This is a genomic window from Nocardia salmonicida (genome assembly GCF_036142455.1).
Lineage (GTDB): Bacteria > Actinomycetota > Actinomycetes > Mycobacteriales > Mycobacteriaceae > Nocardia > Nocardia salmonicida.
Map to the genome: position 1 here is coordinate 1,667,970 of NZ_CP108014.1, position 21,322 is coordinate 1,689,291.

A 21,322-nucleotide genomic window follows, 5' to 3' on the forward strand; every position below is an offset into this window, starting at 1 on the left:
GGACAGCTCGGCGGGGTCGCGGCGACCAGCGCCGCCGCGACCCCCGCGGCCTGGCCGGTCGCGAAGGCCGTACCCATGACCCGCAGCGACGCACCGGCCTGCCGGTCACCGTCGATGACCCGGCCAGCTCCGATGAGGTTCACGGTGTCGGCACTGCACAGGATGCGAAGCGGGCTAGCCCGCGACCGCGTGGTACTCCGCGGGCCACACGCCCAACCCGATGACATCATGGAATCAGGTGCCGGACAGTATCTCTGGTCCGGACAGCGCATAGCGGCCGACCAGATGCCCCGACTCGCCGGGGTGCCGGTCTCCGGGCCCGTGCTGACGATGTGTGCCCCCGTCCAAAGATGCTCTGCGCGCAGGGCCTGCAAATACGTTCTCGCTCTTCTGCGTGAGCGGACCTGTGCCCGAGTGGGGTCCAATGCGTCCCGCGCGTCGTAGCCCTCGTCGATCAGGTAGGTGATGACGTCGCCGGCGACCGGCAGGCGTGCGACCAGGCCACAGGCCGCGTCGATGTCTGTGGAACGCGCTCGTGCCAGGTCGCGGCGACTGTGTCACCTGACAGGTCTGCGTCCGGGCCGACACCGCCGAAGCGGACACCGAGCGTTCCGTTCTGGACCCGACCGTCGTTGTCGTATCGGATCGCGGCTCCGGCGAAGACGGTCAGATCCGCTTCACCGGTCGCATCGATGAAGGCCGCCGCGCCCATGGTGTGAATACCTTGATGATCCGCCAGCAGCACCGAGCGAATCATCGCACCCACCCGTTGCGCGCCGATCACCTGGCTGTGCAGCCGCACATCCACACCGGCTCGTGCGCACAACTCGTCGAGGACGCACTTGACCGCCTCGGGTCGAAAACCACAGCGATGGAGGTGAATCGAGTGGGTTCGGGTGACCGCGTCCATGGCGCGCAAACCCGCGCAGCACCTCATCTGCGATCCCGAAGACCGCCTGCTCGGGCGGATCGGCGCGGGTGTACAGACCGCAATAGGTCAGCACATTGTGCAGGGTGGACGCACCTCCGAGGCACGTTCACGTTCGATCACGAGCACGCGTGCTCCGGTCCGTGCCGCACCGACCGTCGCGGCGACGCCCGCCGATCTGCCTCCGGTGACGATGACGTCGTAACGTTCCACTACCCCTCCTGTGCCTGTTCCAAGACCAGATGCGCGTTGGTTCCGCTGATGCCGAACGACGAGACAGCCGCAAGTCTCGGCCGCCCGGTGACCGGCCACATGGTCGGGCGAGTGGTCAGTCTGATCCCCGAACTGGACCAATCCAGGTGTGGCGTGGGTGGTTCCGCGTGCAGGGTGGCCGGAACGGTGCCGCGGCGCATCGCCTCGATCATCTTGATCGCACCCGCGACCCCGGCCGCGGCCTGGGTGTGCCCGATATTGGACTTGACCGAACCGAGCAGCAATGGTCGCCCGTGTGGACGCGATCGGCCGTAGGTCGCCGAAAGCGCCTGCACCTCGATCGGGTCGCCGAGGGTGGTGCCGGTGCCGTGCGCCTCGACCACATCGATGTCGGCGGCCGCCAGACCGGCGTCGTCCAGGGCCCGCTGGATCACCCGCCGCTGGGCTGATCCATTCGGCGCGCTCAGACCGTTGGATGCGCCGTCCTGGTTCACCGCCGTGCCACGGATCACTGCGAGCACGGTGCGGCCCTGGCGGCGCGCCTCGGAGAGCCGTTGCAGCACGAGGACTCCCGAGCCCTCGGCGAACGCGGTGCCGTCCGCGATGGCCGAGAATGCCTTACACCGCCCGTCGGCGGCTAACCCTCGCTGGCGGGAGAACTCGACGAAGACCTCTGGGGTCGACATGACCGTCGCCCCGCCCGCCAGCGCGAGGGAACACTCACCCCGGCGTAGCGAATTTACGGCGAGATGGACCGCCACCAGTGAGGACGAGCACGCTGTGTCCACTGTCAGGGCGGGACCGTGCAGACCAAGGGTGTAGGCGATGCGGCCGGAGGCCACGCTCGCGGCCCGGCCGGTAGCGAGGTAGGCCTGGGCCGAGCGTGGCGAGCCGGGGCCCGAGGCCCGATAGTCGTGGTACATGACGCCGGCGAACACGCCGGTATCGGATCCGCGAAGCCTGGTCGGATCGATTCCGGCGTGTTCGATTGCCTCCCAGGAGGTTTCGAGCAGAAGGCGCTGTTGTGGATCCATCACCATCGCCTCGTTCGGCGCGATGCCGAAGAAGTTCGCGTCGAACTCCGCCGCGGTGTCAAGGAATCCGCCCGCGCAGACATAGGTGGTGCCGGGATGATCGGGGTCCGGGTCGAAGAGGGCGTCCGGATCCCACCCGCGTTCCGGCGGGAACGCCGAGATGGCATCGCCGCCGCGCGCAAGGAGTTCCCAGAATTGGCGCGGTGATTCGACGCCGCCGGGGAAGCGGCAGCCGATGCCGACCACCGCGATCGGCTCGCCCGGCGGGGGCCGTACCGGGCGCGCGTCGCCGGTGGCGGGCCCCACGCCTGCGCGCTGCTCGAGCACGTGCTCGACGATCCGGTTGATGGTGGTGAATTCGTAGAGCGCGGTCGTCGGCAGTGCGCAGCCGAGCTCGGCGTTGAGCCGTCTGATCAGTTCGACCGCGGCGAGGGAACCTAAGCCGAGATCGGCGAAGTTCTCGTCGACCTCGGTCGGCCGCGGGGCCCGTCCGATGAGGTCGGTGACCAGCGCTGTGACGGTTTCGGTGATCTGACGGGTGGCCGGTGGGCGGGCCGCGGCCGGAGACTCGGCGGCGGACGGGGTGCGGCCGTCCATCCCGGTCGCCAGGGCGGTGCGCACAGCGACCTTGTCGATCTTGCCGGTGCTGGTCCTGGGCAATTCGGATACCGCGACAAGCTGTGTCGGTAGCTTGTACTCCGCGAGTTCGCCCGCGCAGAAGCCGCGCAATTGGCTCAGGGTCAGCGTGGTGTGCTCGGCACTGGTGACCACGGCGACGACTCGCTCGCCCGCATGCGGATCGGGCGTGCCGACCACGGCCACTTCCAGAATTCCGGGAAACCGAGAAATCACCTGCTCCACTTGGGCGGAATACACGTTGTCGCCGCCCACCAGGATCATGTCCTTGATCCGGTCCACCAGCCGCAGCTCCGCGCGAGCGTCCAGGAATCCGACATCGCCGGTGTGGAACCAGCCGTCGGCGTCGAACGGCGTCGCGGCGGTGCCGGTGGGCGCGCGCCAGTACCCGTCGGTGACAGTGGGGCCGCGCAGACAGATCTCGCCGAGACCGCCGGCTTCGGTAATCTCGGAGCCGGTGTCGATATCGACCAGTCGCATCTGGGTATAGGGCAGGACCGGCCCCACCGAATCGTCGCGCTCGTGCTGATCCGGGAGTGGAGCACAGGTGGCGAAGAGAGTTTCGGTGAGTCCGTAGGCCTGCTGCAGCACCAGGCCACGGTCGCGGTAGGAGTCCAAGAGCCCAGGGTGGGCTGGCGCGCCCGCGGTGACGGCCGCCCGCACCCCCGCGAAGTCGGCCGAGGTGAACTCCGGCAGTGTGGTGACAGCCTGGTACATGGCGGGGACAGCGAAGACGGTCGTCACCCGGCCTGAGGTGAGATCAGCCAGAAACTGTTCAGGGACGAAGGAGCGCCGCACCAGTGCGGTCCCTCCGCGCAGGAGCCCGCGTAGCAGGAAACAGCCGAACGTCGCGGTGTGGAACATGGGTGCCACCACCAGCGTCACGTCCTGTGCGGTGGCAGGCACTGCCAGGTCCAGGTTGAGGCAATTCCACCAGAGCGCGCCGTGGGTGATCCGTACGCCTTTGGGTCGTCCCGTAGTGCCCGAAGTGTAGGCCAGCATGGCGAGATCCTCCTCGCCCAGGACGACGGGATCCGTGGACTGTGCGCAGGACGCATGCTCGATCATCTCCGGGTCGATCAGTACGGGCCGGGGGACCAGGCCCGTACTCGCCTCTCGTACGTGCGCGTGTCGATCGGGTTCGGCGACAATCACTCCGGGTCGGCAGTCGGCCAGCACACCCGCCACCTCGGCCACCTCGAGCCGCGAGTTCACCGGAACGAATACCGCGCCCAGCCGAGCACAGGCCAGATAGGTGGAGACGAAGGCTGCGCAGTTGCCACCGAGAAAGCCGACTCGGTCGCCTCGCCCAACGCCCGAGTCGGCGAGGTGGGCGGCGAGTTCCCGTACGCGACTGGACAGTTTGCGATAGGAGAACGTGTCGGCGCCGTCCACCGACAGCGCGATACGTTCACCCGAGAGGGAGGACAGTGCCAGGACGCGTCCGATCGGACTCAGATCGACCATGACAGATCCAGTGGCACCCGATCGTCGAGATTGCTCGGCAACCCGATACGGCTCGCGAATTCGGCGATACCCGCGTATTGCCGATCGCCGAGGTCGTATTTCAGCGCGCGGGTGTAGTAACGCCGAAGCAACTCGGCGTCGAAGTCCTCCCAGCGCGCGATCCGTTGGCTGACCTCGTCGATCTCGGACAACGCGAGGTCGCGGGCTTCGACCAGCGCTCTATGCACCTCTGAGACCAGATCGGGTGCCTGGGCGGCGAACTCGCGCCGGGCCGCGATCACGGCGAAGACAAAGGGGTGTCCGGTCCACTCCCGCCAGATCTGGCCGAGATCGTGCACCGTGAGTCCGGATCGCACGGGCGCGAGGGTGGCCGCTCGCAGGGCCGCGTCGCCGATCAGAACCGCGGCCGACGCCGAGTCCAGCATGGATTCGAGATCGGGTTTGCAGTTGAAGTACTCCGCGCGCACGCCGACCATTTCACCGAGCACCAATTGGGCCAATCGAATGGACGTCCGACTCTCCGAGCCGAGGGCTACCCGTGCACCGTTGAGTTCCTCCAGCGGTACCTTGCTCACGATGACGCACGACATCACCGGACCATCGCTGCCGATAGCAATTTCGGATAATGGAACCAGAAATTCTCGGTGTTGCAGAAATTCGGACAGGCTCACCGGGCTTATATCGAGGCGGCCTTCCAAGATTTCGTACCCGAGGACGTCGGGCGTGCCCTTCACCAAATCTATATCCATTAATTTACCGGTGCGCGCCAATCCCCAGAGCAAGGGCGCGCAGTTCAAATAGCTGATGTGGCCTACGCGCGGCCGTGCCTGCCGGATGCGTAGGGGTGACAGGATGCTCTCAGTCATGATTCCTCCCCTTTCACCATGGACCTCGACGTGCGCCTGTCATAACCCCTAGTCGATCCCCAATTTTCCCCTATCGTAATAGAGAACGAACCGGTTGGTTCAATTAAAGGGTGGGTTCCTATAGCAGCGGGCTGTCAATTCCTCGACCGGATGATGTCGCTTCGCTTATTGACGCATCGGGAAGTGGGCTGGTAGTAACGTGCCATGTAGGCTCCGGTGCAGGGCTGCGAGTTTGGGGGAGCCATGGCGAAAAGGCCTTCTGGGGGGCACGTGGAGAAATCTTCCGTATGGCATCTGTTGAATTATCACAGGGCGGATGCTCCGGCGCATCGTCGGCTGCTGGGTGGCCTATTCAACAGCGACAGTAGAGAATCGCTATTGGTCTGCCAGGCAATTGCCATACTTGATGACCTGGCAACCCCCGAGCTCATCAATCAGGTGGTCGACGAGGACGGCCACATCGTCGACCGCGTTATCGGCCGACTGCGCGATTCCGGTTTGCTCTCCGGGTTCAGATTCCCCGACCCCGGACTGCGCCGCAGTGTGTTGGATCGTATCTCTCCAGACGTCAAATCGTGGCTGCACCACCGGATCGCTGATGTGTTGCACCGCCAGGGCGCGGCGCCGAGCATCGTCGCGCAGTTCCTCGTCGAGGCCGGATATGCGCGCTTTCCCGGAGCGGTGGCGGTGTTGCGAGCTGCCGCCGACACCGCGCTCTTGCATAACGAGACGGGCTCGGCGGTAAAATTCTTGGAGCTCGCCTATCGGGCCACTACCCATGTCGACGATCGAACCGCCATGGCGGCCATGCTGGTGTCGGTGGAATGGCGGGCCAATCCCTCGGTGACAACGCGCAACTTCGCCCGACTGTGGGCCGCGGCCCGCAACGAACGGCTGGCACCCACGTATCTGGTCGCCCTGGTCATCCACTTGTTGTGGCAGGGCCGCGACAGCGACGCCCACCAGGTTTTGCTGACACTGTCCACGCAGACGCACGATCCCGATCGGACCATCGAGTTCCTGTGGTCCTGGCTCGAATTTACACATCCGCAGGCAATTCCCAGCAATGCCTCCGAACGCTTCACCGTCGATCGGACCGACCCGGCGACCTCGCCGTATGAGTACGCGGTCGATGTCCTGCACGGGATGATGTCCGGTGCGGATCACAAGAGTTCAATTTTCGCCGCCCAGTTGATTCTGAACCACCATCGGCTCGGCGCCGCCACGATCGACGCGCTGGTCGTGGCCGTGGAGGGCCTGATTCATTTCGGTAACCTCAACGACGCCGCCGCGTGGTGCGATACTCTGCTCGCCGAGGCGGTGGCCAGGCGAGCACCCACTTGGCAGGCGCTGTTCGCCGCCTTGCGTGCGGAGATCTCGCTGCGGCAGGGGGATATGCCGCACACCGTACAGTATGGACTCGACGCACTGAATCTCGTGTCGGCAAAGGGGCTCGGAACCAGGATCGGGCGCCCTCTCGCCTGTCTGATTCGAGGGTTGACCGCGACCATGCAATACGACGAGGCCCGCAGGCAACTCGACCGCCCGGTGCCGGACGCGATGTTCCGATCCCGATACGGACTGCTGTATTTGCACGCGCGAGGTCACTACCACCTGGCGGTCGGCGATCCTGATCGCGCGCTGCCCGATTTCGAGCGCTGCGGAGCGCTGATGCGAGACTGGGGGCTCGACCTACCGCAGTTGGTGCCCTGGCGTAACGACCTCGCCGAAACCTACCTGGCAATGGGTCGGCCCGAAGCCGCGGGCGACTACATGAACGAACATCTTCGGCATCTGGAACGCACCGCGAAACTGCATCGTACAAGGGGGGTCTCGCTGCGTCTGCTGGCTTTGACCACCACGGGTGAGAACCGGGTGCGGCTCTTGGGGTCGGCCGCCGCCATCGCCCGTGACAACGACGATAAGTACGAACTTGCGCGCGCTCTCGGCGAACTCGGTGTTGCCTACGACACGCTCGGTCAACCTCGGCGCGCGCAAGCGCTGCGCCGTACCGCGACCCGTTTGATCAAGGAAACCACCGCGGGCGGATCGCGTGTGTCGGAGCCGGTGGCCGTCGCGATCGAAGACGACGTCAGGGGAGGCGCCGAGCAACTCAGTACTGCCGAGCGCCGTGTCGCCGAATTGGCAGCTGCGGGGATGCGCAACAAGGAGGTCGCGGTGGAACTCGGAATCACGATGAGCACCGTTGAGCAGCATCTGACGCACGTCTATCGGAAGCTGCGCGTCAAAAGGCGCACCGAACTGCGATTTCTGGTCCAGCCGTCTCCCGCGGATGGCGGCGGCGAGTAGACCGACCCGGAACCGGTAGCGCTCTGTGTTAGGGAGACGGTGTCCCGATTCGAGGAACCGGCAGTCGGACAGAGCTCATCGGGATTTCGATCACGGGTCCAGCCACAGCACCTCGCAGGGCATTCGCCGGTTCGGGAGAAGCCCGTCGCGGATCTCTATGGCGACGATAGAGGGATGTGGGTGGGATAGCCTGTCGCGCAGGTAGTTCCGCACAGCGGTGCGACAACCGCAGAAATCTACGACCAGGCCGGCGCTGATCACTCGCAGGTGAGTGTCGGGTTCCTCGGGGCGAGGCGATCGAGACAGTGGCATCAGCCTCTACTGTCGACAATCGTGCCGGGGCGGCCGTGTACGCGGTAGGGCTTCGGGAGTATCAGGTATAGGTCGACTGCCGACACTGTGTGACCTCCCTGCTTCTGCACCGAGTACGCTGAAATGATCCATTACTTAACCCGGTCCTCATGCTGCGTCAATGCGGCATATATAGTGATCTAGGCCATATTGCACTAGATACTCTAGCTGTTCATCGCCAGAATAGATAGCAACTTAGCGCACCGAAGGGAGATCTCGGAATCTGACAAATTCTCCCAGTCTGCCTGACTGAGATGGTGCTCAAGAGGCCCGTCCGCCGGCTGCGCGAAGCGCCCGACGTGCGATCGCCCACCGTTGAGTCTCCAAGGGGCCGTCGTCGATGCGGAACAGCCGAACCTCGCGATACAGCCACGACAGTGGCGCGTCCTCGAAATTACCTGGCGCACTGCAGATCTGCAGCGACCGATCGACCACCCGCCCCACCGCCTCGGCAACGAATGTCTTCGCGATCGAGGTCGCCTGCGCCGACGGCTCGCCCGCGTCGAGCAACAGGCACGCCCGGTCCACCAATCCGCGGGACGCCGCGATGTCGATCTCGTTGTCGGCGATCAACTGCTGGACCATGCCGAGATCGCCCAGCCTGCCCCCGGATGACGACTGGGTGGCGGCGCGCGCCACCGCGATGTCGGCAGCGCGCCGCGCTGATCCGAGCCAGCGCATGCAGTTGGTCAGCCTGGTGTTCCACAGTCTGGTCTGGGCGTAGTCGAATCCGCGGTCCACCTCGCCCAGGACCATATCGTCGCTCACTTCGAGATTCTCGAAGATCAACTCCGACTCCCGCGCGAACACGGTCGCCCGGTCGTGCTGAACCCGTAAACCGGGTGCACCCGCGTCGACGAGGAACATCGTCGCGCCGCCCCGGGAATCCGGCTCGCCACTCGTGCGCGCCACCACGATGGCGAACGCGGCGCCGTCGGCGCCGGTGACGAACCATTTCCGGCCGTTGATCACCCACCCGTACCTGGTCTTCTCGGCAGTCGTGCTCAGGGTGGACGGGTCGAACCCATTGCCGGGCACCGGCTCTGTCATCGCGAAACACGACCGGATTCGGCCGGATGCCAAGGGCAGCAGGTATCGATCCTGTTGATCCGGCGACGCCACTCGTTCGAGCAGGTGCATATTGCCTTCGTCGGGTGCTGCGCAGTTCTGTGCGATAGGGCCGAACAGCGAATACCCGGAAGCCTCGAAGACGGGCGCGCGATCACGCATGTTCAGGCCGAGGCCGCCGAACGCCGCACCCACCTGGGGAGCGAAGACCCCCGCTGTCCTCGCCGCAGTCTGCAACGCGCGCCGCACGTCGCCGGGCAGGTCGTGCGCATTCCCGCCGTGCTGCTCCTCGACCGGCAAGATCAGCTGTCGCACCAGCAACTCGGTCTTCTTGGTCAGATCAGCGACCGCCGTCGCCACGCCGTCGCCGGTCATCTCGACCACTCGGTGATCGAGGCGCTCGTCGCCCACCGCGCACGCTCCGACGGCGTTCGGTCGACATCGACGAAGACTGCGGACATCATGGCCTCCTCAACACGCGCCGACCTTCGACGCAAGCCCAACAAGTTAATGAACATTCTGGTGTGAGGATCCCAATTATTGGCCATAAATCGTGTAGTAGTCGACTATATGTGGCCTATGTTACTGAGCATTCGCCCGGTGAGATGCTGGCGAACCTGATGGACCTCGGGACTCATCTGAAACGGGAGCCGGCGGTTCCGAGGCCGGCCGCGGTGAGGCAGGCAAGGGCAGCGGTGATCCAGAGGGGAGTGTAGGAGCCGTTGATATCGCGGATCAGGCCGCCATTGAGGGCCATCGCGCCCGCGCCGAGTTGGTGGAAGACGCTGACCCAGCCGAAGGTCAGGGCGCTGTCGGCGCCGAAGTAGCGGCGGCACAGGGTCAGTGTCGGGGGCACTGTCGCGACATCGAGGATGCCGAATACCACGGCGAAGACGACGAGGTCCGGGGACCATCCGCTGGTGAAAAGGGTCGGAAGGAGGGCGAGGGACAGGCCGCGGCCGAGGAAGAACACCGCGAGGAGCAGCCGCGGTTCGATCCGGTCGGTGAGCCATCCCGCGGAGACGGTGCCGAGAATATTGGCGACGCCGATGATGGCCAGCAGGCCCGACGCGGCGGCGGCGGCCATGCCGTGATCGTGCGCGGCCGGTGTGAAGTGGCTCCACATCAGGCCGTTCGTGGTGGCCCCGCACAGCGCGAACATCGAGGCCAGAACCCAGAATCGAGTATCGCCAACGGCGCGGAGCAGGGCGGCGATCGTGCGAGCGAACGGGTTGACCTGGCGATCCGTGTCGACCGGTTCGGTGTCCGGATCCGCGCCGTACCGGACGGCGCCGACCGCGGCGGGGCTCTCGCGCAGGAAGAACAGGACGCCGAGCAAGGCCACCGTCGCCAGGGCGCCGCACGCGAGAACGGGTGCGCGCCAGTCGGACCGTTCGAGTAGCGCCGACAGTAGGGGCAGCATCGCGAACTGGCCGAATACGCTTGCCGCGGTGAGTATTCCGGTGGCCAGGCCGATCTTTCGGTAGAACCACCGGTTCGCCACCGTCGCGGCGAACACTGTGGTGATCGACCCGGTCCCGATACCGATTGCGAAGCCGAACCATAAGACGAACCAGATCACCGACGGGGTGAACGACGCGGTGAGAACTGAACTCGCGATCAGCGCGAGCAGTGCGTACGACGTCACGCGGCGGATGCCGTAGCGGTCCATCATGGCCGCCGCGAACGGCCCGACCACCCCGTAGAGCACCATGTTCACCGCGACGGCCGCACCGATGCCGGTGCGGGTCCACCCCTTCGTCTCGACCAACGGTTCGGTGATCAGGCCCGCGATCGTGGCGAAGCTCCCCGCCGCGATGAGCGCGAGGGCGGCCACGGCCACGATTGTCCATGCGGGATGACCACGGAGCACCCGCCGGTTCGCGCGCTGCTCGATATCGACTTCGGAAATACTCACCGGAATCCTTCGCGTTGCTCGACGTCCTTACCCTCGTGTCTATCAACCACTGGACTGGATCGACAGTATGCACAATATTGTCCATATGGACGAGTTGGATACCATCGAGCGTATGGCTGACGAGGACGAAATCCGGGCTCCGATTGTGCGAGCGATGCGGAGCTGCCCCGTCGAGGTGAGCATCGCCGTGCTCGGCGGCGCGTGGAAGATGACCATCGTCAAATACCTCCTCGACGGGCCCCTGCGCTACGGCGAACTACGCCGCAAGGTCGGCGAGGTGACCCCGCGCGTACTCACCCGCCAACTGCGCGAGCTGGAACAAGACGGCATCGTGACCAGGCACGCCTTCGCCGAAGTCCCACCACGCGTGGAGTATTCGCTCACCACCACCGGGACAGCGCTGCGCGGCTTCGTCACCGAATTGAACCGATGGGGAGCCGAATACATCGAGGGTCTGGCGGGTGATCCGGTCCGCCGCCATGGCGCACTGCGAATCGGCGTCACCGGGCACACGAACATCACCGCCGGCACGGTCCCGATCGTTCGCGCGGCAATCGCCGATCTGATCGCCGACACCCCGAATCCGGTCGGCATCTCGTGCCTCGCCCGCGGCGCCGACAGCGTGTTCGCCGAAGCCGTCCTCGACGCGGGAGGCCGCCTCGAGGTGGTACTGCCGTCGCGCGATTACCGAGAGGCGAAGGTGAAGCCGGACGCTCTGGCGCAGTTCGACACGCTCATCGAGCGAGCCACGACGGTTCGGGTGATGGGCTTCGACACTGCGGGCCGCGAAGCCTACGAAGCCGCCAACGAGGTCCTCGTCGGCGAGGCCGATCGGATGATCGCGGTGTGGGACGGCCAGGTCGGCGAGCGTGCCGGTACCGGGACAGTCGTCGCCCTGGCGCGTGAGCGAGGTGTCCCAGTTGATGTTGTGTGGCCGCACGGTGCCGAGCGCGGCTGATCGCGCTCCGTTGCCCGGGTGAAATCCGAGGGCGGGCTTGCCGAACCAGCGGGGGAGGTGGTCGTTCAGGTAGCGCTGGTGCTCGCCGATCCAGGCAACGTGGCCGTCAGGGCGGAGCAGAGGGGCTGGGACATCCAGTGGCGCAGTGGGATCGGTGATGACATCGACACGGTCCCACCAGCCCATCAGGGGCCCCTGAGACTCGGATAGCCGGCGTGACGAGGTGAACTGGAGCCGCAACTTGTCCGCAAACCAGCCGGGCGGGGCGGATCACCACGCGAGCCAGCTTGACAAAGTATTGATGTTCGAAATCTACTGAACACCCTATGGGCTGTGGCAATCTATTGGTTAATGACCAGCGGGCAGCGCTCCAGCCTGTCTCGCTACCAGCGAAGGACGGACAATCATGCGGAAGTTGTTGGGTGCGGCCCTCGTCGGCGGCGCGATCGCCACAGTGACTGTCGCGGCGAGCGGCGTCTCGAACGCCACCCCCGCACCGGCCTCGCCTTTGTGCTCGGTCGTGGCCTACCCGCTGGCCATTGTCGTCGAGGTAACCGGGGGAAAGACCAGCCCGTTGCTGCCGGCGGCACAAGCGATCTCCGATTCCGTCTGCCGCTGACTCGCGCCGAATACTTCAGGACCCCATCCGCACTGGCGGATATCTGCCGCCGGACACCATCTGAAACGGAGCTTCGATGAAGCGTGCGCTGACAGTTCTCGCCGGAATGGCCCTCATCCTGGGTTCCGCTGCATGCTCGACGGACTCGACACCCTCGCCGGCGCCCAGCAGCACGACCGCGCCGTCGGTCACGACCGCCGCTTCATCGACCAAGGCTGCCCCGGCCTCGGCGACTTCGGTCCCGCCGCAGCCGACCACCGACCCGGGACAACGCGGCGCCGACGGCTCCACCGGCAACAACCTGGGCGCCGAATATTGCGCGAAGAACCAAGATCCGGGCTGCCCGCTCGGCAGTTACGTCGGCCCCGACGCCATGCAGAACCCCAACGGCGACGGTACCTGGGTGCCCTGCGAGGGAACGATCTGCACCAACCCGAACCATGGCGCGGGCCCGGGCACCACGGCCCCCGCCGAAACCCCCGCACCGGTCGAGGTCCCCTCGACCACCCCGCAGAACTCGGGACAGGTCGAAGGCGCACCCTGCGAGGGTGACGGCCACTGGGTCCACCTGGACGGAGACAACGCCGGGCACTACGGCACCGAATGGCTCTGCCAGCACTGAACTCCGTCCGGCGGGGCGTCATTCGCTGATACGAATGATGCAAAACGTCGCAGTATCGGATCCGCTAGCGGCTGATGGCGCGGGCCACCGCGTCGCCGACCTGTTCGTCGGTGAGGCTGCTGCGCTTGATCAGCACATGCGACAGCACGGTGCGGACGGCGATCTCCGCGGCCTGCGCCGGGGTGACCATGAGCGACGCACTGTCGTCGCGAGCCGCCAGTAGCGGCGCGATGAAGGCGCCGACTGTCTCGATCAGGTTGAGCTCGGACCCTTCGTGCTCGATCGCGACATTGATCAGCCAACCGGGTTCCTGGTCGCGCAGCCGGGAGATCACCGGGTGTCGGCGCAGGTAGCAGATAGCAAAGACCACAGCGTCTTTCGCCAACTGCCGGACCGGAGTGAAGATGTCGATCTCCTGGTAGGCGGCGCTCATCATGCGGGCTACTTCGATCTTGCTGACGGCCGCGATGAGTCCGTTCTTGTCTCCGAACTCGCGGTAGGCGGTCGCGCGTGAGACGCCCGCCCGGCGAGCGACCGCAGTCAGCGTCAGGTCGTCCAGGCCGGCCTCGGCCATCATCGCCAAAGCGGTGTCCGCGAGCAACGAGGACGACTGTGTCGCATTGGTCATGCCGGTCATTCTGCATGCTCCTCGCTCCGGGACGGCACGAGCGGTTGCGGTCGAGTCGGTACTGAGACTACATTCGATTTCAGTCTCAGTGATGGATCCGCGAATCGATCCGTGTACAGGACTCGGAACATCGAGGTTCGGAGGTACGGGCATGCCGAAAATAGGCGATCACGCGGTCGTGTTGGGTGCGGGCATCGGCGGGCTACTTGCCGCTCGGGTGCTCAGCGAGACCTACTCGAGAGTGACGGTGATCGAGCGAGATGCTCTGCTCCCGGATTCCGAGGCGCGAAAAGGCGTCCCGCAAGGGCGCCACGTGCACGGGCTGCTGCCGCGGGGCAAGGACATCCTCGAGGAACTGTTCCCGGGGTTCGGCGACGACATGCGAACGAGTGGCGTGGTTGAATGCGATGCGCTGCGCGAAGTCCGCTTCACCATGGCCGGCCGTACCCTCAAGCGAGTTTCGACCGGGCACAAAGCTTTTCAGGCAAGTCGCCCCCACCTCGAGCATCAGCTGCGCAGGCGTGTCGAGGCGCTGTCCAACGTCACCATTCGCGACTGGTGCGAGGCCGGGGCGCCCGTCGTCAACGCCGACGGAACACGGATCACCGGTGTCGCGATCCTGGACCGTTCCGACGGTGCGCGCGAAACCATCGACGCGGACCTGGTCGTAGCATCGATGGGCCGTGCCGGCGTCGTCCCCGCATGGCTGGACAAGCTCGGCTACGACCGCCCGGTCGAAGAAGGCACCACCATCGACATCATCTACCGCAGCGCCTTCATCCAGCTGCCGCCGAACGCATTGCCCCACGACAAGCTCGTCACGATCGGTGTACGCGACCTACCCCCGCGTGCCCTCGCCCTGTTCGCCGTCGAAGGCAACCGCCACCTCCTCACCCTGATCGGCCACGACGGCGAGGAACCACCGAAGGACGCGGCCGGATTCCTCGACTTCGCCGCGGTGATCGCCCCGCCCGACGTACTCGATGCCATCAAGAACGGTGAACTGCTGGGCGACATCTCGACCTTCCGGTACAAGGCCAACCTGCGCCGCCGCTATGAGCGGCTCGATCGTTTCCCCGAGGGACTGCTCGCGGTCGGCGACAGCCTGTGCAGCTTCAGCCCCGTCTACGGCCAGGGCATGACCGTCGCCGCGATCCAGATGGCCGTGCTGCGCGATTGCCTCGCTCGGGGTGGAAACAACCTTGCCGCAAAGTTTTACAGCGCGGTCACGCCCGAGATCGACAACGCCTGGCAACTCACCGTGATCGCCGACGGCGCCATGCCACACGTCAGCGCCAGTGCCTCGTTGCCGGTCCGAGCCGCCGTCGCGGCGCTCGATCCGGTGCTGATCGCCGCCGAACGTGACACCGCGGTCGCGACCGCGCTGTACCGGGTGATGGGACTCGTCGACAAACCCAGCGCACTACTCACGCCCTACATCGCCGCCCGCATCGGTATCGCGAATGCCCGCGCGGTGCTGGAAGGCCTCGGCCGCATTCTGAACGTGGGCCGGAAATAGTCGAGAGTCCTTTCGCAACAAGCGGTTCCACGATCTCCGCGCCACATTCACGGCCACTCAGTCGAGACAGAACTCGTTACCCTCGATGTCCCGCATCACCAGGCACGACTCGTTGACGCCATCGGCACGCAGTAGTCGCACACGTACCGCGCCGAGTGCGACCAGTCGTGTGCATTCGGTCTCGAGCGCGGTGACGCGCTCTTCCCCCACGAGCCCGGTACCGACCCGCACGTCGAGATGCACCCGATTCTTGACAACCTTGCCTTCTGGAACGCGCTGAAAGTACAGTCGCGGACCCACACCGGAGGGATCAACGCATGCCGAACCCCGATGCTCGTATCCCAATACCGCCGACCAGAAGCGAGCGAGGCGCTCAGGTTCTGCGCAGTCGAAGGTGACTTGGATCTGTTTGATCGATGCCATCGGTCCACCATAGATGCGGAGTTCGTCGTCGTCCGCACTGTATCGACGATGACAACGGGCGAAAGTGCTTGCGCCTGTTCCAGATTGGCTCGCGAGCCAGTACTGCAGATCAGTGACCATCTCTAGTTCCGCGGCGAGCGCGGCTCGGTCACTCGGGTGCCTCACGTAGCAAACGATCTCATTGGCGCTTTCTGCCCGCCGATGGGGTGAGTGCGATTCTGCCGAGTACCTCGCCGGCCTCCATTTTCCGGTGCGCCAGCACAGCTTCCTCCAGGGAAAGCGTTTCGTGCACAACTGCTTTCAGCTCGCCGCGAACCGAGGCGGCGAATAGATCGGCGGTCGCGGCCCGCCGGTCGGATGCAGGCACGGTATCGGCACTGAAGGTCGCGAACGACGTCGATTTCCTGAACGCCTTGACCATTTCCATGCCGAAGTCCGCCGGCGGCATGCCTGCCATCACGCCGACAGCCACCATGCGACCGTTCGGCTCGAGCATGGTGAGGAACGTTGGTAGATCCGCGCCCGCAGCGATGTCGATGATGACGTCGTAGCCCGCCGGGGCGTTCTCCGCGCCCCGACCTGCGCGGTCAAGCACGTGTGTGGCGCCGAGCTCGCGCAGGCGATCGCCGCGCTCCGGCGAGGAGGTCGTGACCGCGACCGCACCGGCACCGCCACCAGCCGCGAGCTGGACCGCCGCCACTCCGATTCCGCCGGCCGCGCCACGCACCAGCACCGACTCGCCGCGCGCGAAATGCGCATGGCGCAAAGCGAAGTGGGCCACCATGGCCGAGCTGCCGAGTGTGACCGCGTCGACAGCCGACAGGGTCTGCGGGAGGGGGACGAGCGTCTCGGCCGAGGCGACGGCGCGCTCGGTGTATCCGCCGCCCTCGCCGGTGAACGCCCACACACGCTGACCGATCCACCCTGTGTCGACACCCTCGCCGACCTCGGTCACGGTGCCGGCGACCTCTTGTCCGAGAATGCGACCTGGCGTGGATCCGTAGGCGGCGAGCGCGCCACTTCGGAGAAGGGTGTCGACACCGCCGACGCCGATCGCCTCCGTCGTGATCACCACCTGTCCGACGGCCGGATTCGGGTCGGGGAGTTCGACCACCGCGAGGACCTCGGGACCTCCGAACGCTTGGACTATGACCGCCTTCATCGGTTTCTCCATGTTCTGTTCGAGCGGAACTGACCGGTGGGACGGTAACGGACACCCCCGTCCGTTTAGCTAAAGTGAGAGCGGTGACCACTGGTTTGCCTCACACCCTGCGTTCCGATGCCCGCGACAACCGCGAACGCATCCTCGACGCGGCCCGCGCGGTGTTCGTCGTCGACGGCCTGGACGTGCCGATGCGGGAGATCGCCCGGCGCGCCCAAGTCGGCCCCGCCACCCTGTATCGCCATTTCCCGACCAAGGAGATGCTGGTCGCCGAGGCGTTCACCGATCAGATGCTCGCCTGCCGGACGCTCGTGGACGAAGGGCTCGCCGAGCCCGATCCCTGGCACGGCTTCTGCCGCACCGTCGAGAAGCTCTGCGAGCTGCAAGCCCGCGACCACGGGTTCGCCGCGGCCTTCATGTCCGCCTACCCCCACGCGCTGGACTTCGCCGCGATCCGCAACTCCTCGCTCACCGGCGCCGCCGAACTGATCCGTCGCGCCAAGGACACCGGCCGCCTGCGCCCCGACATCGTGGTGGACGACCTCATCCTCATGATCATGGCCAACAACGGCATCCATGCCGGCACACCGGCAGCACGAATCGCAGCCTCCCGCCGCTTCGCCGCCCTCATGATCCAAGCGTTCCAAGCCTCACCAGCGGCGGTGCCGCTGCCGCCGGTGCCACGATTGATGCCCGCGATGCCCCCGACGAGAGCCCGTCAGTAGACGGCAGTTGATGAGGTTTCCGTCGATCTGCCGCGGTAGGGGAGTGCGGGCTAAGAGATTGCCCGGTCCGGATTCTCGCCGGGCTTCGCTGCTAGTGGGTCGAACGCCTGAGCAACGGCGATGCTGTCTTCGTAAACGTGGTGGCGGGTGATGAGGTCGTTCTCGACAGTGAGGTGCAATGCGAAACGGGAACGGTAGGGGCGGCCGGTAGGCCGAGCGGTTTGGCGGATTTCACCCAGGACCACCGCCTCCGTGCCGTCGATCAAGATCCGTTCGATCACGGTTCCGTTCTGTTCGGGCACGTGGTAGCGCGAGATTTCGCGGTAGTGCTCAGCCACGTCGGCGCGCGTGGACCGATGCCGAATCCACGGGGTCTCGGTCCGGCCGTGCTCGTCCGCCGGCCAATCCAGCTTCCAGTCGACGACCGGAGCGTAAAGCGTTGAGGTGGCGTCCGGGTCACCCGTACCGATTCGACGCAGAAGCTCTTCGACAACGGTGCGGGTGGCGCTTGTCAGGATGTTACCCATACAGCCACCCTGCCCGAGCCGGGCGCATTTCGTCGACTACTTCCATCGGACGAACGCATGACCGACGGCTTGAGCGTGCTTCGAGAAGCGCTGTCGACAAAGCGATCTGGACGGTCCAAAGGCATGCACTCCGCGTGATTGGAGCGCGTTGCGGCCGAGCGCCCTGCTCGTGGAACTATGTCCAAGGCTCTGGCCGAAATGACGAAAAATACATCACAACAAGCGCTTTCGCGCAACGGGCTTACTGCGGCGCGTCTGTCCAGGTCATCCTCGGGGTTGGGTGAGCCATTGTTCGCTGGTGATGGCGTACTCGACCTCGCCCAGCTCGCTGCCGGGCAGTGGCTCGTCCCACTCGAGGTGGAATGTCCGTATGTAGTGCATCCCGACCGAAGCCATCGTCGCGCGGGACGCGGTGTTCACTGTCATGGTCTCGGCGAAGATGCGGGTGAGGCCGAGGTCGTTGAATCCGTGTCGAAGAAGTTCGCATCAACGAAACCGGCCCAGAAGCCGAGTCCAGGAACGCCGCCGGCCACGGCAAGCCGCCGCCGATGCAGGACTTCGACCTCATCGCGGGATCGGGGCCGGCCTGTTCCCAGATAGCGCATGACCTCGGAATCGCCATCGAGTTGTACCTCATAGTCGAAGTGCTCATCGGACAGTGGGACCAAGGTGAGCCTGCTGGTTCGCAGAGTTGTCTGAAGGGACATAGCAAGCATTCTCGACTGTCGACCCAACAGCGCCGAAAGTTTCGGTGGCCACCACACCACCCATAAATCGGTGGTGTTCCGCACAGCCCCGTTGCTACCGTCACAGCATGAAGGTCACTTCACGAATCGCTGCCGCGACCGCACGAGCTCTCAGCTCGCCGGTCGCTGCCGCCTGACCTCTTTCTCCCACGCCGGCGGCCGGAAACGGTCCGCTGGTTTGCGTCGGTCTTGTTGCCGGACTTGCCGTGTGCGGTCGCTTCCGGTCGATTTCACATCGATGGAGCAACCACCATGATCACGACAGAACAAACCGTTCAGACTTTCCTCGACTTCTTCCGCGAACGCGGGCATGAAATCACGCCAGGCGGATCGCTCATTCCCTCGCCGGATGACCCGGTGCTGTTCACCACCTCCGGGATGCACCCGCTGACCCCATATCTGATGGGCCGACCCCACCCGCTCGGCCGGCGGCTCACCAGCTTGCAACGATGCCTGCGCACCACCGATCTCGATGAGATCGGCGACGACACGCACCTCACCGTGTTCGAAATGCTCGGGTCCTGGTCACTCGGCGACTACGGCGGCCCGCAGAGCCTGCGCTGGGGATTCGAATTGCTTCGCGACGGCTTCGGCATCGACCCCTGCCGGATGCACGTCACGGTATTCGGCGGTGACGACCAGGTCGAGCCCGACCACGAGTCGTGGCGCACGTGGGATGAACTGGGGTTGCCGGTCGAACCGACCACTGACGAGAACTGGTGGTCCAACGGCCCGACCGGACTCTGCGGGCCCGATTCCGAGATCTTCGTCTGGACGGGAGACGAAAGACCGCAGGGCACACCGACATCCGATGACCGGTGGGTGGAGGTGTGGAACCACGTCATGATGCGCTATGTCCGGCATCCCGACGGCAGTCTCGAACCGATGCGCCGACCTGGTATCGACACCGGCCTTGGTGTGGAACGGCTGGTGCGAATCCTGCAGAACACGCAGTCTGTCTTCGCGATAGACGTTTTCGAGCCCTGGCTCACCACCCTGCCCAGCATCTGGGGCCCGCTGGACGAGCGGTCGCTGCGACTGCTGTCGGACCATCTGCGATCGGGCATCGTCGTCCTCGGCGATCGCGTCACACCATCCCCGTCCGGCCGCGGTCACATACTCCGCCGCTTGCTCCGCCGCACCCTGACCACGCTGTGGCGCGACGATCCGACCCGCGCCCTGTCCGACTTACCGATCGAGCTCGTGGAACACACCCTCGGGCATTTCCAGCAATCTGTTGACCCCCACGAGGTGCGCACCGTCCTGCTCGACGAGGAACGAAAATTCGACCTACTACTCCGACGCGGACGAAAAGTACTGTCCCACCGCCGATTCACCGGCCCCTTGACCGACGACGACTACCACTACCTGCACGACACCCACGGCTTGCCCCGCGATCTCGTGGTGTTCCTGAACACGGAAGCCGGTGTCGGTTGATTGCCGTCGCGGGCCGATCCGATCATCGCCGCAGCGTGGCAAGCAACTGCTCCGCATTGCCCTCGAGCCACTGTCGTCGAACGTTCGGCGCATCACCTTTGTGCCTGATCGAATCTGCAGGGCGAGGCGTTCTTGTCAGCCTCGCATCGCCTGGCTTCTCAGCACGTCGACCTCGCAGCCTGGCGAGGTCGGGTCGAAACCGTGCTCGACCAGCCAGCGGACCCCGCGCAGACTGCGCAACGACCACCACGCGCGGATCACGTCGAGGTCTACGTCTGCGCCGTAACCGGCGACCACGTCGCCGAGGCGTTCCTCGTGTCCGAGTGTCAAGGTGGCGAGGTCGTACAGGGGATCGCCTCGAGCTGCCTCGGACCAGTCGATGATGCCGGTGACCTCGTCACCGTCGACGAACACGTGGGCGACCTGGAGGTCGCCATGGGTGAAGGCAGGTGTCCACCGTTGAAGTGCAGTCTCGGCAGCTCGGCGGTTGTATGCGACCACGTCCGGGGGAACCACCCCGCTCTCGGTGAGCCATGCACATTCGTGGTCGAGTTCCGTCGCGATCTCGTCGACACTGCGACCGGGCCACGGCGGGAGCGGCGCGTCGTGCAGCATACGGACGGCGGCGCCTGCCGCGGCCCACGCCGCCGACGACGCGGTCGACGGCTCACCTAGGCGACCGAGCGCCTTCCCCGGTAGCGCGGCGAGCGCGAGCACAGGCGGCTTGCGCCATAAGACCTTCGGAGTCGGGATCGGCGCCATGGCCATTGCCTCGACCTCGATGTCGGTATTCGACTGATCAGCGTCGATCTTCAGGAACACATCGCCGACCCGCAAGGTCGCGCGCTCGTGATGGGCGACGAGGACCTCGACTTCTTTCACGTCGGCCAGTATGGCCGGGATGAATGCAGACGTCGCCGGGTTTATCGCCTGCAGGTGGTTCGTCGCGGGCTGCGCCGACGAACGTGACGTCGATATCCGGTGAATTAGTCATGCATCGACGAGGCACAGAACATCCGCCGACTGCGCTCACCTCGGCGATTTCGGCGGACGCGCCGGACCAGCGGCGGGTTGTGGTCGAGTCCGCTTCGGCGTCATGGCAGGTGGGACACTTATCCAGCGCTTGGGCCCGAGTGCTTGTCACCAGTTGTGCTGTCTTCGAATA

At 65.5% G+C, this 21,322-nt stretch carries 18 protein-coding genes and 4 pseudogenes; 8 read left to right on the forward strand and 14 right to left on the reverse strand.

All coding sequences use genetic code 11. From position 1 onward, the window contains the following. Positions 1-80: 80 nt before the first annotated feature. Positions 81-272 (reverse strand): annotated as a pseudogene (locus OHS03_RS07925) (hypothetical protein); the annotation flags it as partial. Positions 273-454: 182 nt separating this feature from the next. Continuing rightward, positions 455-937, reverse strand: coding sequence for an FAD-dependent oxidoreductase (locus OHS03_RS07930; RefSeq protein ID WP_328661973.1), 483 nt, complete (start codon positions 935-937; stop codon positions 455-457). Here OHS03_RS07930 and OHS03_RS07935 point away from each other — a divergent pair. Continuing rightward, positions 909-1,133: a hypothetical protein gene (locus OHS03_RS07935; protein WP_328664542.1), complete on the forward strand. Its 225-nt coding sequence runs from the start codon at positions 909-911 to the stop codon at positions 1,131-1,133. The two genes, OHS03_RS07930 and OHS03_RS07935, sit on opposite strands and share 29 nt — an antisense overlap. A 25-nt stretch (positions 1,134-1,158) precedes the next feature. Here OHS03_RS07935 and OHS03_RS34770 read toward each other — a convergent pair. From OHS03_RS34770 to OHS03_RS07945, 3 genes and pseudogenes are all read right to left on the reverse strand, one after another. Then, a pseudogene (locus OHS03_RS34770) lies at positions 1,159-2,772 on the reverse strand (type I polyketide synthase); the annotation flags it as partial. A 51-nt stretch (positions 2,773-2,823) separates the two neighbouring features. Then, a pseudogene (locus OHS03_RS34775) lies at positions 2,824-4,278 on the reverse strand (class I adenylate-forming enzyme family protein); the annotation flags it as partial. After that, entirely contained in the window at positions 4,266-5,144 is an 879-nt protein-coding gene (locus tag OHS03_RS07945; RefSeq protein WP_328661975.1) for a menaquinone biosynthetic enzyme MqnA/MqnD family protein, read from the reverse strand. The gene OHS03_RS07945 and the pseudogene OHS03_RS34775, both read right to left, overlap by 13 nt. Before the next feature lie 270 nt (positions 5,145-5,414). Between OHS03_RS07945 and OHS03_RS07950 the strand changes: the two genes are divergently transcribed. After that, a complete protein-coding gene (locus tag OHS03_RS07950) occupies positions 5,415-7,454 on the forward strand; it encodes a LuxR C-terminal-related transcriptional regulator (protein ID WP_328661976.1) in 2,040 nt (679 codons plus the stop codon). A gap of 612 nt (positions 7,455-8,066) precedes the next feature. Here OHS03_RS07950 and OHS03_RS07955 read toward each other — a convergent pair. Continuing rightward, complete coding sequence (locus tag OHS03_RS07955; RefSeq protein ID WP_328664128.1) at positions 8,067-9,248, reverse strand: acyl-CoA dehydrogenase family protein; 1,182 nt, start codon at positions 9,246-9,248, stop codon at positions 8,067-8,069. 259 nt (positions 9,249-9,507) lie between these two features. Then, positions 9,508-10,791: an MFS transporter gene (locus OHS03_RS07960; protein ID WP_328661978.1), complete on the reverse strand. Its 1,284-nt coding sequence runs from the start codon at positions 10,789-10,791 to the stop codon at positions 9,508-9,510. 112 nt (positions 10,792-10,903) lie between these two features. On the opposite strand from OHS03_RS07960, the gene OHS03_RS07965 reads away from it, so the two are divergent. Beyond that, complete coding sequence (locus OHS03_RS07965) at positions 10,904-11,749, forward strand: winged helix-turn-helix transcriptional regulator (RefSeq protein ID WP_328661980.1); 846 nt, start codon at positions 10,904-10,906, stop codon at positions 11,747-11,749. A gap of 45 nt (positions 11,750-11,794) precedes the next feature. Here OHS03_RS07965 and OHS03_RS07970 read toward each other — a convergent pair. Continuing rightward, positions 11,795-11,935: pseudogene (locus OHS03_RS07970) on the reverse strand (aromatic-ring hydroxylase C-terminal domain-containing protein); the annotation flags it as partial. Between the two features lie 220 nt (positions 11,936-12,155). Between OHS03_RS07970 and OHS03_RS07975 the strand changes: the two are divergent. Continuing rightward, positions 12,156-12,368 (forward strand): hypothetical protein, encoded by a 213-nt coding sequence (locus OHS03_RS07975; protein ID WP_328661982.1) that lies wholly within the window; start codon positions 12,156-12,158, stop codon positions 12,366-12,368. 76 nt (positions 12,369-12,444) lie between these two features. Further along, complete coding sequence (locus OHS03_RS07980; RefSeq protein WP_328661984.1) at positions 12,445-12,990, forward strand: hypothetical protein; 546 nt, start codon at positions 12,445-12,447, stop codon at positions 12,988-12,990. 64 nt (positions 12,991-13,054) lie between these two features. On the opposite strand, the gene OHS03_RS07985 is transcribed toward OHS03_RS07980, so the two are convergent. Next, positions 13,055-13,618, reverse strand: a complete 564-nt coding sequence (locus tag OHS03_RS07985) for a TetR/AcrR family transcriptional regulator (protein ID WP_328661986.1) — start codon at positions 13,616-13,618, stop codon at positions 13,055-13,057. A gap of 151 nt (positions 13,619-13,769) precedes the next feature. Between OHS03_RS07985 and OHS03_RS07990 the strand changes: the two genes are divergently transcribed. Then, the gene (locus OHS03_RS07990) at positions 13,770-15,137 is read left to right on the forward strand and encodes an FAD-dependent oxidoreductase (RefSeq protein WP_328661988.1); all 1,368 of its coding nucleotides are present in this window, start codon (positions 13,770-13,772) and stop codon (positions 15,135-15,137) included. Between the two features lie 57 nt (positions 15,138-15,194). On the opposite strand, the gene OHS03_RS07995 is transcribed toward OHS03_RS07990, so the two are convergent. Further along, positions 15,195-15,560 carry a VOC family protein gene (locus OHS03_RS07995; protein ID WP_328664130.1) on the reverse strand — a complete coding sequence of 122 codons (366 nt, stop codon included), beginning with the start codon at positions 15,558-15,560 and terminating at the stop codon, positions 15,195-15,197. Between the two features lie 178 nt (positions 15,561-15,738). Beyond that, on the reverse strand, positions 15,739-16,722 hold the full coding sequence (locus tag OHS03_RS08000) for a zinc-binding dehydrogenase (RefSeq protein WP_328661990.1): 984 nt from the start codon (positions 16,720-16,722) through the stop codon (positions 15,739-15,741). Positions 16,723-16,805: 83 nt separating this feature from the next. On the opposite strand from OHS03_RS08000, the gene OHS03_RS08005 reads away from it, so the two are divergent. Further along, positions 16,806-17,447 (forward strand): TetR/AcrR family transcriptional regulator, encoded by a 642-nt coding sequence (locus OHS03_RS08005; RefSeq protein ID WP_328661992.1) that lies wholly within the window; start codon positions 16,806-16,808, stop codon positions 17,445-17,447. A gap of 50 nt (positions 17,448-17,497) precedes the next feature. On the opposite strand, the gene OHS03_RS08010 is transcribed toward OHS03_RS08005, so the two are convergent. After that, positions 17,498-17,974 carry a nuclear transport factor 2 family protein gene (locus OHS03_RS08010; protein WP_328661994.1) on the reverse strand — a complete coding sequence of 159 codons (477 nt, stop codon included), beginning with the start codon at positions 17,972-17,974 and terminating at the stop codon, positions 17,498-17,500. Positions 17,975-18,238: 264 nt separating this feature from the next. After that, positions 18,239-18,400, reverse strand: coding sequence for a hypothetical protein (locus OHS03_RS08015; protein WP_328661995.1), 162 nt, complete (start codon positions 18,398-18,400; stop codon positions 18,239-18,241). Positions 18,401-18,972: 572 nt separating this feature from the next. On the opposite strand from OHS03_RS08015, the gene OHS03_RS08020 reads away from it, so the two are divergent. Next, the gene (locus tag OHS03_RS08020; RefSeq protein WP_328661997.1) at positions 18,973-20,157 is read left to right on the forward strand and encodes an alanine--tRNA ligase-related protein; all 1,185 of its coding nucleotides are present in this window, start codon (positions 18,973-18,975) and stop codon (positions 20,155-20,157) included. 135 nt (positions 20,158-20,292) lie between these two features. Here OHS03_RS08020 and OHS03_RS08025 read toward each other — a convergent pair whose 3' ends face one another. Further along, positions 20,293-21,039 carry a phosphotransferase family protein gene (locus OHS03_RS08025; RefSeq protein ID WP_328661999.1) on the reverse strand — a complete coding sequence of 249 codons (747 nt, stop codon included), beginning with the start codon at positions 21,037-21,039 and terminating at the stop codon, positions 20,293-20,295. Positions 21,040-21,322: the final 283 nt, after the last annotated feature.